The 15,291-nt window shown below is 62.8% G+C and carries 13 protein-coding genes; 8 read left to right on the top strand and 5 right to left on the bottom strand.

Annotation, left to right across the window (positions count from 1 at the left end; translation table 11 throughout):
* The first annotated feature begins 68 nt into the window (after positions 1-68).
* The 4 genes from NH448_RS10925 to NH448_RS10910 all read left to right on the top strand — a co-directional run bounded on the left by NH448_RS10925 (position 69) and on the right by NH448_RS10910 (position 5,551).
* On the top strand, positions 69-1,166 hold the full coding sequence (locus NH448_RS10925; protein ID WP_108449979.1) for an ABC transporter substrate-binding protein: 1,098 nt from the start codon (positions 69-71) through the stop codon (positions 1,164-1,166).
* 126 nt (positions 1,167-1,292) lie between these two features.
* Positions 1,293-2,762, top strand: a complete 1,470-nt coding sequence (gene guaB / locus NH448_RS10920; RefSeq protein ID WP_045991087.1) for an IMP dehydrogenase — start codon at positions 1,293-1,295, stop codon at positions 2,760-2,762.
* A 166-nt stretch (positions 2,763-2,928) separates the two neighbouring features.
* The gene (guaA, locus tag NH448_RS10915; RefSeq protein ID WP_045991086.1) at positions 2,929-4,506 is read left to right on the top strand and encodes a glutamine-hydrolyzing GMP synthase; all 1,578 of its coding nucleotides are present in this window, start codon (positions 2,929-2,931) and stop codon (positions 4,504-4,506) included.
* A gap of 520 nt (positions 4,507-5,026) precedes the next feature.
* A complete protein-coding gene (locus NH448_RS10910; RefSeq protein WP_253028773.1) occupies positions 5,027-5,551 on the top strand; it encodes a DNA-binding protein in 525 nt (174 codons plus the stop codon).
* Positions 5,552-5,709: 158 nt separating this feature from the next.
* Here the strand turns inward: NH448_RS10910 and NH448_RS10905 are convergent, their stop codons facing one another.
* From NH448_RS10905 to NH448_RS10895, 3 genes are all read right to left on the bottom strand, one after another.
* Positions 5,710-6,078, bottom strand: coding sequence for a transcriptional regulator (locus NH448_RS10905; RefSeq protein ID WP_108449948.1), 369 nt, complete (start codon positions 6,076-6,078; stop codon positions 5,710-5,712).
* Between the two features lie 16 nt (positions 6,079-6,094).
* Entirely contained in the window at positions 6,095-6,397 is a 303-nt protein-coding gene (locus NH448_RS10900; protein ID WP_108449980.1) for a type II toxin-antitoxin system HigB family toxin, read from the bottom strand.
* A 224-nt stretch (positions 6,398-6,621) separates the two neighbouring features.
* The gene (locus NH448_RS10895; RefSeq protein ID WP_045991267.1) at positions 6,622-6,924 is read right to left on the bottom strand and encodes a hypothetical protein; all 303 of its coding nucleotides are present in this window, start codon (positions 6,922-6,924) and stop codon (positions 6,622-6,624) included.
* Positions 6,925-7,246: 322 nt separating this feature from the next.
* Here NH448_RS10895 and NH448_RS10890 point away from each other — a divergent pair, with 322 nt between their 5' ends.
* Positions 7,247-8,914, top strand: a complete 1,668-nt coding sequence (locus NH448_RS10890; protein WP_253028771.1) for a GGDEF domain-containing protein — start codon at positions 7,247-7,249, stop codon at positions 8,912-8,914.
* Between the two features lie 148 nt (positions 8,915-9,062).
* Complete coding sequence (locus tag NH448_RS10885; RefSeq protein ID WP_253028770.1) at positions 9,063-9,854, top strand: META domain-containing protein; 792 nt, start codon at positions 9,063-9,065, stop codon at positions 9,852-9,854.
* Between the two features lie 93 nt (positions 9,855-9,947).
* Here NH448_RS10885 and NH448_RS10880 read toward each other — a convergent pair whose 3' ends face one another.
* On the bottom strand, positions 9,948-11,048 hold the full coding sequence (locus tag NH448_RS10880; RefSeq protein ID WP_253028769.1) for a GGDEF domain-containing protein: 1,101 nt from the start codon (positions 11,046-11,048) through the stop codon (positions 9,948-9,950).
* A gap of 191 nt (positions 11,049-11,239) precedes the next feature.
* Positions 11,240-11,959 carry a YebC/PmpR family DNA-binding transcriptional regulator gene (locus NH448_RS10875; protein WP_108132350.1) on the bottom strand — a complete coding sequence of 240 codons (720 nt, stop codon included), beginning with the start codon at positions 11,957-11,959 and terminating at the stop codon, positions 11,240-11,242.
* Positions 11,960-12,115: 156 nt separating this feature from the next.
* On the opposite strand from NH448_RS10875, the gene NH448_RS10870 reads away from it, so the two are divergent.
* Together NH448_RS10870 and NH448_RS10865 are read left to right on the top strand one after the other, a co-directional pair.
* Positions 12,116-13,303: a Xaa-Pro peptidase family protein gene (locus tag NH448_RS10870; protein ID WP_108449952.1), complete on the top strand. Its 1,188-nt coding sequence runs from the start codon at positions 12,116-12,118 to the stop codon at positions 13,301-13,303.
* A gap of 69 nt (positions 13,304-13,372) precedes the next feature.
* A complete protein-coding gene (locus tag NH448_RS10865) occupies positions 13,373-15,211 on the top strand; it encodes an ABC transporter ATP-binding protein (protein ID WP_108449953.1) in 1,839 nt (612 codons plus the stop codon).
* The last annotated feature ends 80 nt before the right edge of the window (positions 15,212-15,291 follow it).

The raw sequence follows: 15,291 nt of genomic DNA, 5'->3' as shown, positions 1-15,291 counted from the left end.
GCTGTGCGACGCAGGTCACACGGCGGCAGCCCCTGGTGGTATCGCCGTGCCTGCCGCTTTTACTGCTCATGCTTCTGCTGCTGGGTGGCTGTCACAGCGGCGACAGCCGCACCCCCACAGATGAAGATCCGCTGGTGATCTCGGCGGCGCTGGATCTTGACGTGGTGGCGCCGCTGCTGGACGCCTTTCGCCAGGCCTATCCCCAGATTCCCCTGCGCTTTGAGGATCGCACCACCCGGGAGGTGGACGACAGCGTGGTGGGACATCTTCAGGGAGGCCAGGCGACGGGCGAAGGGGCGAGCAGAGCGCCGGACGTGGTGATCAGCTCGGCGATGCCGTGGCAGATGGCCCGGGTCAATGAAGGACTGGCGCGGCGCCTGAACGGGCCGGAGATCGAGCGCTGGCCCGAGTGGGCGCGCTGGCGCGACGAGGTCTTCGCCTTCACCTTCGAGCCGGTGGTGATGGCCTATCGGCTGGATCTGTCGCGGCATATGCTGCCGCCTCAGACCCATGGCGACCTGCACGCACTGCTGGCGACCCAGGCCCGCTGGCTGACGGGCAAGGTGACCACCTACTCGCCGCTTTCCAGCGGGGTGGGCTACACCCTGGCCCAGCAGGATGCACGCTACTCCTCGCGCTTCTGGGAGCTGGTCGGCGCCATGGGGCGTGTCGATACCCGCCTGGAGACGACCACCCGGGCCATGCTCGAAGGGCTCAGCCAGGGACGCTACTGGCTCGGCTACAACCTGCTGGGGTCCTACGCCATGGTCTACGCCCAGGAACATCCCGAGGTGATCGTGCAGGTGCCCAGGGACTATTCGCTGGTGCTGATGCGCATGGCCTTCGTGCATCGCGATGCCCCCCACGTCGAGGCCGCCGAGACCTTCGTCAGGTTTTTGCTGAGTCAGCGTGGCCAGCGGGTGCTGGCGGGACAGACGCCACTGTTCAGCGTGCTGCCGGGGGTGACCGGCCCCTACACCGCCGCCAGGCTGCGCACCCAGGTGGGGGAGCGGCTCTACCCGATACTACCCAACGCCACCTTGCTGGCCTTCGTCGATCCTGCCCGCCGGGAGGCCTTCGCCGACCACTGGCGAGCGCGTTTTCAGGGCGAGCCGGCGGCCAACGATGCGGTCGAACGGGGTAGCGGGGCGCTGGCGCCGGAGTAGACGGCGGATGGCAACCGAGGAGCATCGATGTGTCAAGCTGGCACATTGCCGGAGGCCGGGGCGGAACGTTATAATGGGCGATTAACTTCTTCCCTCCCTCTAAAGCCTCAGTGGGTGTTGCCGATTATGCTACGTATGGCCCAAGAAGCACTTACGTTTGACGACGTATTGCTCGTTCCCGGCTATTCCGACGTTCTCCCCAAGGACGTCAGTCTCCGGACCCGCCTGACTCGCGACCTCTTCCTCAATATTCCCCTCGCCTCCGCCGCCATGGATACCGTCACCGAAGCCCGCCTGGCCATCGCCATGGCCCAGGAAGGTGGCATCGGCATCATCCACAAGAGCATGGGCATCGCTCAGCAGGCGCTGGAAGTGCGCAAGGTCAAGAAGCACGAGAGCGTCATCGTCAAGGATCCTGTCACCGTCGGACCCAAGGCCAAGCTGCAGGACCTGCTGGCGATGGCCAAGGAACACGGCTTCTCCGGCTTCCCGGTGGTCGAGGGCGAGACCCTGGTCGGCCTGGTGACCGAGCGTGACATGCGCTTCCAGCCCAACCATGGCGACAGCGTCGCCGACATCATGACCCCGAGCGATCGCCTGGTGACCGTGCCGGAAGGCACCCCGCTGGACGTCATCAAGGGCAAGATGCAGGAGCACCGGGTCGAGAAGATGCTGGTGGTGGACGGCGACTTCCGCCTGCGTGGCCTGGTGACCTTCCAGGACATCGAGAAGGCGCGTACCTTCCCCAGCGCCGCCAAGGATGCCGACGGCCGCCTGCTGGTCGGCGCCGCCGTGGGTACCGGTCCGGAAACCCCTGATCGGGTCAAGGCGCTGGCCGAAGCCGGTGTCGACGCCCTCGTCGTCGATACCGCCCACGGTCATTCCCGTGGCGTGATCGAGCGGGTGCGCTGGGTCAAGGAGCACTTCCCGCAGATCCAGGTCATCGGCGGCAACATCGCCACCGCCGACGCCGCCCGGGCGCTGGCCGAGGCCGGTGCCGACGCGGTCAAGGTGGGCATCGGTCCCGGCTCCATCTGCACCACCCGCATCGTCGCCGGTGTCGGCGTGCCGCAGATCACCGCGGTGTCCAACGTGGCCGAGGCGCTCAAGGAGTTCGACATCCCGCTGATCGCCGACGGTGGCGTGCGCTTCTCCGGCGACATCGCCAAGGCGGTAGCCGCCGGTGCCAGCTGCATCATGGTCGGTGGCCTGCTGGCCGGCACCGAGGAGGCGCCGGGCGAGGTCGAGCTGTTCCAGGGGCGTACCTACAAGGCCTACCGTGGCATGGGTTCCATGGGCGCCATGTCCCAGACCCAGGGTTCCAGCGACCGCTACTTCCAGGACAAGGACGACGGCGTCGAGAAGCTGGTGCCGGAAGGCATCGAAGGCCGGGTGCCCTACAAGGGCGTGATGGGTGCCATCGTGCACCAGCTGATGGGTGGCCTGCGTGCCTCCATGGGCTACACCGGCTGTGCCAGCATCGACGAGATGCGCACCAAGCCCGAGTTCGTCAAGATCACCGGCGCCGGCTTCAACGAATCCCACGTTCACGACGTCCAGATCACCAAGGAAGCGCCCAACTATCGAGCAGGGTAGGCGCTGACGTGACGCGCCAGGCGTATCGCACCAGACGCGTTGCACCAGAGGGCGCGCGGGGCGACTCGCCCCTCGTCACCCTGAGCTGGAAGCGGTCCGCCGCTTCCAGCTTTTCGCTTTTCGATTGCTCGGCCCACCGGCCCCACTGCCTGCAAGGTAAGTCCCCATGACCGATATCCACGCCCACAAGATCCTGATCCTCGACTTCGGCTCCCAGTACACCCAGCTGATCGCTCGCCGGGTTCGCGAGATCGGCGTCTACTCCGAGATTCGCGCTTTCGACATCACCGAGGAGGAGATCCGCGAGTATCGCCCCAACGGCATCATCCTGGCCGGTGGCCCGGAGTCGGTGACCGAGCTGGACTCGCCGCGAGCGCCGGCCTGCGTGTTCGAGATGGGGCTGCCGGTGTTCGGTATCTGCTACGGCATGCAGACCATGGCCGAGCAGCTGGGTGGCAAGGTCGAGGGCTCCAACAAGCGCGAGTTCGGCTACGCCCAGATCCGCCTGGACGCCGAGACGGCGCTGTTCAAGGACATCAAGGATCACGTCGATCCGGACAGCGGGCGCGGCCTTTTGGACGTGTGGATGAGCCACGGTGACAAGGTCGCCCAGGTGCCGGAAACCTTCACCGTCACCGCCTCCACCCCGAGCTGCCCGATCGCCGCCATGGCCTGGGAGGAAAAGCGCTTCTACGGCGTACAGTTCCACCCCGAGGTCACCCACACCCTGCAGGGTCAGCGCATCCTCGAGCACTTCGTGCTGGAGATCTGTGGCGCCGAGCGCAACTGGACGCCGGCCAAGATCATCGAGGACCAGATCGCCCGGGTGCGTGACCAGGTCGGTGACCGCCACGTGCTGCTGGGGCTGTCAGGCGGGGTCGACTCATCGGTGGTCGCGGCCCTGTTGCACAAGGCCATCGGCGATCAGCTGACCTGCGTGTTCGTCGACAACGGCCTGCTGCGCAAGAACGAAGGCGACCAGGTGATGGAGACCTTCGCCCAGCACATGGGCGTGCGGGTGATCCGCGTCGACGCCGAAGAGCTGTTCCTCGGCAAGCTCGAAGGAGAGGCCGACCCCGAAGCCAAGCGCAAGATCATCGGCAACACCTTCATCGACGTCTTCGACAGCGAAGCGGCCAAGATCGAGGGTGTGGACTTCCTGGCCCAGGGCACCATCTACCCGGACGTGATCGAGTCGGCCGCCGCCAAGACCGGCAAGGCCCACGTGATCAAGTCCCACCACAACGTCGGTGGCCTGCCGGAGACGATGAAGCTCAAGCTGGTCGAGCCGCTGCGTGAGCTGTTCAAGGACGAGGTGCGCAAGCTCGGCCTGGAACTCGGCCTGCCCTACGACATGGTCTACCGTCACCCCTTCCCGGGGCCGGGCCTGGGCGTGCGTATCCTCGGCGAGGTCAAGAAGGAGTACGCCGACATCCTGCGCGAGGCCGACGCCATCTTCATCGAAGAGCTGCACAACTCCGGCTGGTACCACAAGACCAGCCAGGCCTTCGCGGTGTTCCTGCCGGTCAAGTCCGTCGGCGTGGTCGGTGATGGCCGCCGCTACGAATGGGTCATCGCCCTGCGTGCCGTCGAGACCATCGACTTCATGACCGCCCGCTGGGCGCACCTGCCCTACGAACTGCTGGAGAAGGTCTCCAACCGCATCATCAACGAACTGTCCGGGGTCTCCCGCGTCACCTACGACGTCTCGTCCAAGCCGCCGGCGACGATCGAGTGGGAATGATCCCTTCTCCGACGACCTGACGGCGTCGGTGCAATGTTCGAAAACCACAACACCCGCCATTCGGCGGGTGTTGTGCGTTCAGGTGCAGATGATTGGCCCGGGCCAGGCGAGCCATCTGACTTGCTCCAGCGTGGTGGTGCCTCGCTCCGTTGTGGCATGGGTGTCGATGAGTACGCTGAATCAGGTGAGTTTGATGGTTATTGATCCCCTGTGGGAAGCAAGGCTACTGCTGGTCCCCATCCCCCCTCACCATGTCGGTATTGGCACCGGCTTGATGGAAGCCGTCGTACACCCTTGGTGACTGGGGTGAAGCCATCGCGAAGGAGTTTTTCTGGCACAAGGGGCGGGTGAGGGTTGTCAGTTGACAACCATGAGTGGCCGTTCCCATACTGGAGGCAAGGAATGACTCGTCCATCGCACTCGAAAAAGGAGATTGAAGCCGCGATCAGGCACGCGGAAGGGGAGGGCTGGCGAGTTGAAGTGGGGGCGCCGGGGTGAGTCGGAATCGGAGGATTGAGCCGTGGAGTATATTTTTACACTGAAATACCAACTGGCTGACCACGACTGCGCCCCGGATGCCCTGGTGGAGCGCCTTGGCGCTGCGGGTTGTGATGATGCTCTGGTGGGCGTGGGACAGCCGGGGCGCCTGGCGCTGGAATTTTCCCGGGAAGCAGACAGTGCCGAAGTGGCGATGCGCTCTGCCTTGTCCGACGTCAAGAGCGCCGTGTCGTCGGCACGTCTTGTCGAGGCTTCGCCGGACCTGGTGGGTTTGACCGATATGGCGGATGTTGTGGGTGTTTCCCGACAGGCAATGCGCAAGTTGATGCTTTCCCACCGAGCGACGTTTCCCGTTCCGGTTCACGAAGGTAGCGCCTCGATCTGGCATCTCGCCGAGGTGCTTCAGTGGCTCAAGGGCAGGGGAGGCTACACGATAGATGCCGGTGTCCTGGAAGTGGCGAAGGTGGCTTTGACGGTGAATATTGCCAAGGAGACCCAGCGCCACCCCGTGCATACCGGTGGGGATATGGAGCTTCTGACCGCCTAGTCCTTCTTATAGCCTGTCACATAGCCCGTCACATAGCCCATAACATGGCCCGTAACAGGGCCCGTCGCATATACGGTCTGTGTATCGTTACGACTTTCACAGGCTCTGTGCCCAGCACGGATACGTCATGTGGGTGAGGATGATCGGCGGCGACGTTTCTATGCGTGTTCCTTGGGTGGTTTGATGAGTGCTTCGGCTGGAATACCCAGCCCCTGGTGAAGCTTCCATATCATCTTCAGCGTCAAGGAGCGCTTGTGATTGAGGATCTCGTAGACGCGGTTACGTTTACCAATCATGGGCTCAAGATCCTTGATGCTCAGGCTCCTGCGCTCCATTTCAAATTTGATTGCCTCTACGGGGTCAGGAAGATCCATCGGGAAATGTCTGGATTCGTAGGCCTCGATAAGGGTAGTCATGACGTCCAGTCGTTCGCCTTCTGGCGTGTGCGGTTCGGCCATCATCAGGCTTTCAATTTCTGTCAGCGCCGCATGGTAGTCGGCCTCTGTTCTGATCGGCTTGATATCCATGATGTCCCTCCGAAGTTCAGACCGTCTGTACATTGATCTTGTCATACTGCGCATGGGTACCGATGAAACGGATGTAGACAACCCTGTAGGCGTAGTTGATCCAGACGACGAGTCGATACTTGTTTCCAGCGATATTGAACACCGCCCGACCATCTTTGAGAATGCTGGCGTTTCTGAAATCCTGCTTTACTGCGGCGGGTGAACTCCAATCGGCATGCAGCGCGTGGCGGTACCAGGCCAACGTTGGCTCCTTGGCATCCTGATGTTCCGGGTTGTCTTCCCAGAAGTCCTTCAGCGTCGACAGAGCGATGATTCTCATGCACTGCATGCTAGTCCCATTATGGGACTTTGGCAATGTGCCTGACGAGGCGTGTCGCGCCTGAAGGCCTAGAATCTTCGCAAGGATGAGCTACCGCAGGAGTTGGCTATCCAGCTTCCACAAACCACAACACCCGCCATCTGGCGGGTGTTGTGCGTTCAGGTGCAGACTATTGGCCCGGGCCTGGCGGGCCATCAAGCCGCGCCGGTCGGGGACTCTGTCGTTCAATCGCTCTCGTACAGTTCAGCCTTGGCGTCACGCATGATGTCCTCGCAGGCGGCCTGCTGGGCCAGCTCGGTCATCAGGGTCTGGGAAAGGGCAAAGCCCTTGCCCAGGCAACGATCCACATCGTCCTTGGCGATGGAGGGCTGGACATCCACATCCAGAATCAGGGTGCGGCGGCCTCCTTCGAGACGGTCTGCCATCTGCCTGAGCTGCCAGGCCAGGCGATTCTTCCAGCTTGCGGTCTGCTCTGCGCCCTCGGTCACGTTGAGGGTACATTGCCACTGAGGTTTGTAGACCTTCATGTGAACCTCCTTGCTGGTGAAGTGAGCGATCTCCTGTTCTTTCATCACGTTCAGGTCCCAGCATACTCGCATATGACGTCCTTGCCACTCCCTCCCTCGGGGGCGCTACCTCAACCCTGTTGGGTCGTCTCGTGTAAGTGAGTCCTTGCTGGGGGATTTAGGCACTATCCTTCCTCTGGGTTGAAACTTCGCTGGCGGCACAGTGCTGCAGGAAAGGTATGCCGGAAGGAAGCGGCTACACTGAGTCTGGGCGACAAGGAGTGCTGCGATGCAGTGGGGCGGGGGAGGTGAGTCGGGCAGAGGCATGGGGCGGATTTGGCTTTTGTTGACCGCGATGGTGGTGCTGCTGGCGTGGGAGCTGGCGGGGGAGGCCTCTCGCCCACAGCCCAATGTGTCGCTGTGGGTACTCGACCACCAGGGGCGGCAACCACCGGAGAAAGGAGCGCTTTCTACGGTTACCGCAGAGTCTCTCGATGAGCAGGTCAGCCTGGGACTCAAGGCGCATCCGGTATGGCTGCGACTGAGGGTGGTGGGTGCTCTGCCCGGGCAGCGCCTGGTGCTGTCCAATCCGCTGGTTCAGGGAGTCGAGCTGCTGGTCTGTGACGACTCGGGGTGTCGCCCCGTCGCGAGGGAGACGCATTTTGCCGATGATCCGGGGCTCGCTGCTGCCTTGCCTCAGTTCCGCTTGCCTGTGGCAACGAATGAACTGCTGTTGCGCGTCGAGACCGATCAGGCGATACGCTTCAATGTGCAGGTACTGGATGACGTCGATCTACACCGTTACTGGCGTGACTTGTTGCTGGGGCAGGGGCTCTATTTCGGCTTGATTGCGGGCCTGGTGATCTACAACAGCCTTCTGCTGTTCAGTCTTCGCGATACCAACTACCTCTGGTATCTGGGGTTCTTGAGTGGAGCGGGCGCTTACTTCTTGTGTCAGAACGGCTTGCTGCTGCTTTATTTTCCGCAGATGGGGGCACGCCTGAACGAGGCCTTGCTGCTGACGGCCCTGTCGGTGATCAGCATCTGTGGGTTGCAGTTCTGCCGGCGTTTTCTGATGACGGCGCGCCAGGACCCGAGAGTGGACTCGTTGATGCGGTGGCTGTGCTGGCTCCTGGCGCTGGCCGCCGCCATCGCCTGGCTGCTGCCGAGCTTCTTGACCGTGGTGTTCTATTCGCTGCTGGGGGTGCTGACGCTAACGGCTTTTCTGCTGTCGTCGGTGCGTGGCTTGTGGCGTGGCTTTCGCCCCGCTCAGTGGCTGTTGATGGCATGGTCGGTGCTGGTGGTCGGGGTGGTCCTGTTGCTGCTGGTGACCTATGGGTTGTCCCCCCACAACTTCTGGACGCTGCACGGTTTCCAGATCGGTTCCGCGCTGGAGGCCATCCTCTTGTCGCTGGCCCTGGCCGATCGCATCAGTCTGTTGCAGCGCGAGCGAGAGACGCTGCTGGAGGAGAAGGCGCGGTTGCACGGCATGAGCTATCTCGATGGTCTTACTGGTGTGCACAATCGCCGCTATCTCGATGAAGCCTTGCCCGCTGCGGTGGCCCAGGCCGAGGTAAGCGGGCGACCACTGTCGTTGATCATGCTGGATATCGATAACTTCAAGCGATTCAACGATGGCTGGGGGCATGCCGAAGGTGATCGCGCGCTGCAGCATCTGGGCAAGGTGATCGAGGAGGTCGTGCGCGACATCGATCCGGTGTGTCGTTACGGGGGAGAAGAGTTCGTGATTCTGCTCAAGGAGCGCGACGAGCATCAGGCGCTGGATATCGCCGAACGCATTCGCAAGGGTCTGGCGACGACGCCCTTGACGTTGCTCACCGGAGAGCAGGTGTTGTTGACCTGTACTCTGGGGGTGGCCAAACGACTGGAGGGCGAGAGCGCCTCAGCACTGTTGCGGCGGGCCGACCAGGCGCTGTATCGAGGCAAGTATGCCGGCCGCGATCGGGTGGTGCTGAATGCCTCCGGTGGCGTCGCCTCGACAACCTCATGAAGGTACCTTCTGAAGTCTGGCGTCTGGCCGGTTCCCTGATCTTCGACATGCGCAGGCGGGGAACCCTTGGCAGGATGGCGGTCCAAGATGCGTTATATGTTGCCACAGCCGTGTGCCAGCATCGTTTCTTCAACACCAAGGGGGCACCATGAAACCGACTCCAGGAACTCTACGCCAGTCGCGTCTGTGGGGCACGGCCTGGCTGTTGCTGCTGATGGCCGGTTGTACCGGGGCGTCCTCGAGTGGCACCGGGTCGAGCGAGTCGTTCCAGGCAGAGGCGTCCAGCCTGGCGCCACTTCCTGCGAGCTTTCGTGGTGAACTGTCCTGTGATGACTGCAAGGCGGTACGTCTCGATCTGGCGCTCGATGACGGGGGGCGATATCTGCTCAAGGAGACCCACCTGGGAACCGGCGAGCAACCTCGCCGCCGCCACCGTGGTCAGTGGCAGTTGACGGATGGCGAACTGTCGCTGGGCGAGCCCGCCCCGGAAGCGGCGCAGCGGTGGCAAGTCGTGCAGGGTGGCGATCTTGTGTCGCAGGCGTCGCGTACGCCGGATGGCGAGGCTGCCCGCCTGGCGCGTCTGCCCGAACCGCTGCGCGAACCACTGGAAGAGCGCTACTGGAAGCTGGTGCAAGTCGACGGAGAAGTCGCTGTCGACGGTTCTGCGCATATCGTGCTGCACACCCAGGAGGGTCGTCTGGCCGGATCCGGAGGGTGCAACCGCTTGATGGGAAGTTACCAGCGGGAGGGGGATGCGCTGTCGCTGGCCCCGCTGGCCACTACCAGGAAGGCCTGCCAGGGGCCTGTCATGGCCCAGGAGCGCGCGCTGGTCGAGGCACTGGGGGCCACCAGAGTGTTTCGTCTACTGGCCGATGAGCTTGAACTGCTCGATGAAAACGACAAGGTGCTGGCGCGATTCGAGGTGGTGCACCTGACCTGAGTCCTGCCTCAAGGCAGGCTTTGACGGGCGGCATTAGATTGGCGTGGGAGCGATGACCGAGCGCTGTCCGAGTGGTCGCTTGGCGCTTGCCGGCTAGAGCGGCGGTGGGACCTGCTCCCCGGTCTGATCGCTGATGATTCTGTCCCGACCTTCGGCCTTGGCTCGGTAAAGCAGGTGATCGGCGCGATTGATCAGCAGATCATAGTGCATGCCGGGCGTATGGCTGGTCACGCCGACGCTGACGGTCAAGGAAATGACGTCGCCGTTGTGCATGATGGGAAGGCTGTGAAGGCGCTCCTGGAAACCTTCGAGCACCGGAAGGATCTCGTTCAAGTCGGCGCCGGGGAAGATCAGCAGGAATTCTTCGCCGCCCCAGCGACAGAGTACATCCGAGCGGCGAAAGTGGCGCACCAGCAAATCGGAAATCTGGATCAGGCACTGGTCGCCGACCTTGTGCCCATGCTTGTCGTTGATCAGCTTGAAATGATCGATATCGATCAGCGCGAGGCTGTAGGGCGTGTTGGTGCCATCCTGTCTGTCGCCTGATAACTGGCGCAGGTATTCGCCGGCAAAACGACGGTTGTGCAGGCCGGTGAGGGCATCACGGGTCGCCATGCTGGTCAGCGTTTCTTCCTGGGTCTCGTAGACGTGGCGGGCCAGCATGGCGAAGCCGACCATGGTGAACAGCGCACAGGAGAGGTTCAGGGTCGCCAGCATCAGCGGGAAGCCGGGGCCGCTTTCCAGCGGAAACATCTGGGACAGCGGGAACTCCAGGAACAGGAAGATCAGCATCCCCATCAGACCGAGCACCAGCGCGACCCACTTGACCGAGTGGGTGACGGCCGCCCAGCAGGACAGTGTCAGCAGGTAGAAGTGAAAGCCGGCGGAGGTACCCAGGATCACGGTGGCGATGATGGCGTGGCAGTAAGCCTCGGTGGTGATCAGGTAGACCGCGCGGTCCTGCTCGCCATGTTGATTGGCGAGATAGGCGCCAAGCCACATGGCCACGCTGATCACGTTGACCAGCGCCAGCAGCGAGTGATCGAGCACCCAGAACAGTGGAATGAAGAGGAAGTGCACCGCCGCACCCATCAGACTGGCCCAGCGGGTGAGCAGGTGCTTGCGAAGATTGCGGTGTCGAATGTTGTCCGGGCGTTGTGCGGCAGCCTGGGTCAGGGTTGAAAATGGGGCCATGCACGGAAACTCGCTCTCGGTGGAAGTAGTCGTCGAAGCGTTCCAACGAACGGTAGAGTCCTCGCAGTTCTATCGAATCCCATGCCCGGAAGCAGTGTCAGGGCAGGGCTCATGCCTGGGTACGAGCCCCTGCCGGGCACTGCGATGCTACTTAACTGTAGCAGTTTCGTCAGTCGAAAGGCGTCGATGCGCTAGGGTAATTCAGCGCTGTGGTAAACGTTCTGGACGTCATCGAGGTCGTTGAGCATGTCGAGCAGCTTTTCGAACATGGCCAAGTCATCCCCCTCCACCGGCGTGGTGGCCTGGGGCAGGAACTGGATCTCGTCGATCTCGAACTCCTCGGCGCCGAGGGATTCGCGCAGCGCCTGACGCGCCTTGGCGTAGTCGGTCGGCGGAGCAAACACGGTGATCAGGCCGTTCTCGTTCTCGATGTCGGTGACATCCACGTCGGCTTCCATCAAGGCTTCCAGCGCGGCTTCTTCATCCTCGCCGGTGTAGGCGAGGATCGCCAGATGGTCGAACATGTGGCTGACGCTGCCCGGTGTGCCGATCTTGCTCTTGGTCTTGGTGAAGCAGGCACGAACGTCGCCGAAGGTCCGGTTGGGATTGTCGGTCAGACATTCGACGATCACCATGGCGTTGCCGGGACCGAAGCCCTCATAGCGTGCCAGCGAGTAGTCCTCTCCGCCGACGCCCGACGCCTTCTCCAGCGCCCGATCGATGACATGACCCGGTACCTGGTCCTTCTTGGCGCGGTCGAGAAGGCTGCGCAGCGACAGATTGGCGTTCGGATCGACGCCTCCGGACTTGGCGCAGACGTAGATCTCGCGTCCGTACTTGCTGTAGACCTTGGTCTTGGCGGCGGCCGTCTTGGCCATGGATTCCTTGCGGTTCTGGAAGGCCCTGCCCATTGCGTATTCCTGTGGCGTGTCTACACGAGTCTGGAATTCTACGAGAGTCCGCCCCTCGGCGAGAAGTCTTATTTCCCCTCGGCTTGCCCGGGATCGCCTGGAAGACGAACCGGCTTGACTGTCTACACTGTGGTGAATCGATCAAGGAGACGGCCCATGGATCACCATCAGTACCGCCAGGCCCTGGCGGTAGAGCACGCCGGAAGCGAACTGCCGTTTGCCGCCGAGGAGTTCGATCGCCGGCTGGCGCGCGCTCGCAGTGCCATGCAGCGACAGGGGCTGGACGCCCTGCTGCTGTGCCAGGCGGCGGACATCTTCTATCTATGTGGCTATCACACCTTCGAAGTCTCCGTGCACGCGGCCCTGGTGGTCACCCCTTCGCGCACGCTGCTGCAGGTGGCGTCCATCGAGACCGGGCCCGCCGTGGTGACGGCGAGGGTCGATGAAGTGGTCGGCTATCGCTGGGAAGCCCTCGATGAGGTGATCGATCCGTTGGCTGACGCCTTGGCGGACAGTCACGACATCGGCATCGATGGCAGCAGTAGCGGTCTACGGTTTGGCCTGATGCGTCATCTGCAGGGGCGACTCGGTGGCGATCGCTTCCATGATAGTGCCGGTGGCCTGATGGCGAGCCTGAGACTGGTCAAGAGCGACGCCGAACTCGATTGCCTGACGCGCAGCGCCAAGATGACATCGCTTGGGCTTGCGCGTGCCATCGAGGTGGTCGAGCCCGGTGTCACCGACAACCAGGTGGCCGCCGTCGGTGCCCAGGTGATGCTCGAGGCCGGCAGCGAATTTTTCAGCCTGGCCCCGATCGTCACCAGCGGGTCGCGCAGTGGCATCATCCACGTCAACCACAAGCGCCGGGGCATCGCTTCGGGCGATGCGGTGTTCCTCGAGTTTGGTGCCGTCTGGCAGCGCTACACCGCGCCGACCATGCGCACGGTGGTGGTCGGGCCGATCAGCGACGAGATGCGCCTCGCCGCCGACCTGTGTGTCGAGATGGAGGCCCGCATGTGCGAGGCCATGACGCCGGGCACACCTTTCGAAGACGTCGCCCGGCTCGCCGATGCTATCCTGGCGCCACACCGCGAACGCTTCTTCCATTCGGGGGTTTACGGCTACGCGGTCGGTGCCCAGTTTCCGCCGAGCTGGGTGGAAGGCACGGGTTTTCTCGCCGCCGGGCAGACCAAGCCGCTTGCCCGCAACATGGTCTTCCACTTGCCGCTGTGTCTGCGCTTGCCGGGAGGTTTCGGCATCGGTCTAAGCAATACGGTGAGGGTCACCGATCGAGGCGCGATGCGCCTGACCGACCACGACATGGCACTGGTGCACCGACCTTGACAGCACACGCCGCATGAACGGCACAAGGGTATGATGAGCGGCTGGCGTCATGCGATACGAGAGCGGAACATGCTGCGTTTTTTCGAGAGGCTGGTGGATCCCTATCCCGACCAGCCCGAGTCGGTACCCGCGGACCGGTTGTGGCCCTTCGTGCTGCACTACTCGCGTCCCTTCACCGGGCTGTTGGCGGCCATGGCGGTGGTCACGGCGCTGGTCTCCATCGCCGAGGTGGTGTTCTTCACCGCCATGGGCGAACTGGTGGACTGGCTGGCCGAAGCCGACCGTGAGGGCTTTGTCGACACCCACCTGACCAGCTTGATCGGCCTGGGAGCGGCGGTGCTGGCAGGACTGCCACTTCTGGTGTTTTTGCTGTCGTTGATCACCCACCAGGGAATCTTCGGCAACTACCCCATGCTCGGGCGCTGGCTCTCCCATCGGCTGATGCTCGAGCAGAGCCTGTCGTTCTTTCATGACGAGTTTGCGGGGCGCGTCTCGCAGAAGGTGATGCAGACCGCGCTGGCCATGCGCGAGACCGTCACCAAGGTGCTCGACATGCTGGTCTATGTGCTGGTGTATTTCACCGGCGCGCTGGTGGTGCTGGGGGCCGCCGAGCCCTGGTTGATGGCTCCTCTGGTGCTATGGCTTGCGGGCTACCTGGCATTGATGAGGGTTTTTATCCCCCGGCTACGCCGGGTGTCCATGGCCCAGGCGGACGCGCGGGCGGTGATGACCGGGCGGGTCGTGGACAGCTACAGCAATATCCAGACGATCAAGCTGTTTGCCGATGCCGGGGCAGAGCAGGCTTACGCCCGGGAAGCCATGGATGGCTTCATGGGAACGGTACATCGGCAGATGCGCCTGGCCACCTGGCTATCGGTGTCGTTGGCGACCCTCAATACCCTGCTGCTGGTGGGTATGGCGGGACTGGTCGTACTGGCCTGGTATCACCGCTGGGTGTCCCTTGGTGAAACGGCGGTGGCGATCGGTCTGGTCATGCGGGTGCGCTCCATGTCCGACTGGATCCTGTGGGAAGTCGCTGGCCTGTTCGAGAATGTCGGCACCGTTCAGGACGGTATCAACACCCTGTCGCGTATCCCCGAAGTGCAGGATCGACCAGCGGCCCCTGCGCTGCGGGTCCAGCACGGCGAGATTCGTTTCGAGGACGTGGTCTTTGGCTACGCCCGGGGAAGCCAGGCGGGCCCCAGGGTGTTCGACGGTTTCGATCTGCACATTTCCCCGGGCGAAAAGGTGGGCATCATCGGCCGCTCCGGCGCCGGCAAGTCGACCCTGGCGTCGCTGCTGATGCGCTTTCATGATCTGCAGGCCGGGCAGATAACGATCGATGGTCAGAATATCGCCGAGGTCACCCAGGCATCGCTGCGTCGACAGATCGGTATGGTGACCCAGGATACTTCCCTGCTGCATCGATCGCTGCGCGAGAATCTGACCTACGGTTGTCGAGACTGCAGCGAAGAAAGGTTGTGGCAGGCGGTGCGTCAGGCGCATGTTCACGAGTTTATCGAGGATCTGGTCGATCCTCATGGGCGTCGGGGCCTGGATGCCCAGGTGGGAGAGCGCGGTGTGACCCTGTCCGGGGGGCAGCGCCAGCGGATCGCCATCGCTCGGGTGTTGCTCAAGGATGCGCCGATCCTGGTGCTCGACGAGGCCACCTCGGCGCTGGACTCCGAGGTGGAAGCGGCAATTCAGCAGCATCTCTATACCCTGATGGAGGGCAAGACCGTCATCGCCATTGCCCATCGTCTGTCGACCATCGCCATGCTCGATCGACTGGTAATCATCGACAAGGGGCGCATCGTCGAGATGGGTGAGCACGAATCTTTGCTGGCCCGGGATGGCCTCTATGCTTCCCTGTGGCGCCGCCAGGTCGGAGGTTTTCTGGGGGAATGACGGACCATGGTCAGCTTGGTGTGATCAAGAAACTAGGCGGTTTAATGCGCGAGTGGTGCGCAAGTACTGCGCAAGTAGTG

Source organism: Halomonas sp. OfavH-34-E (assembly GCF_024124525.1).
GTDB classification, from domain to species: domain Bacteria; phylum Pseudomonadota; class Gammaproteobacteria; order Pseudomonadales; family Halomonadaceae; genus Halomonas; species Halomonas litopenaei.
This window is presented reverse-complemented; position numbering and strand designations above follow the sequence as displayed.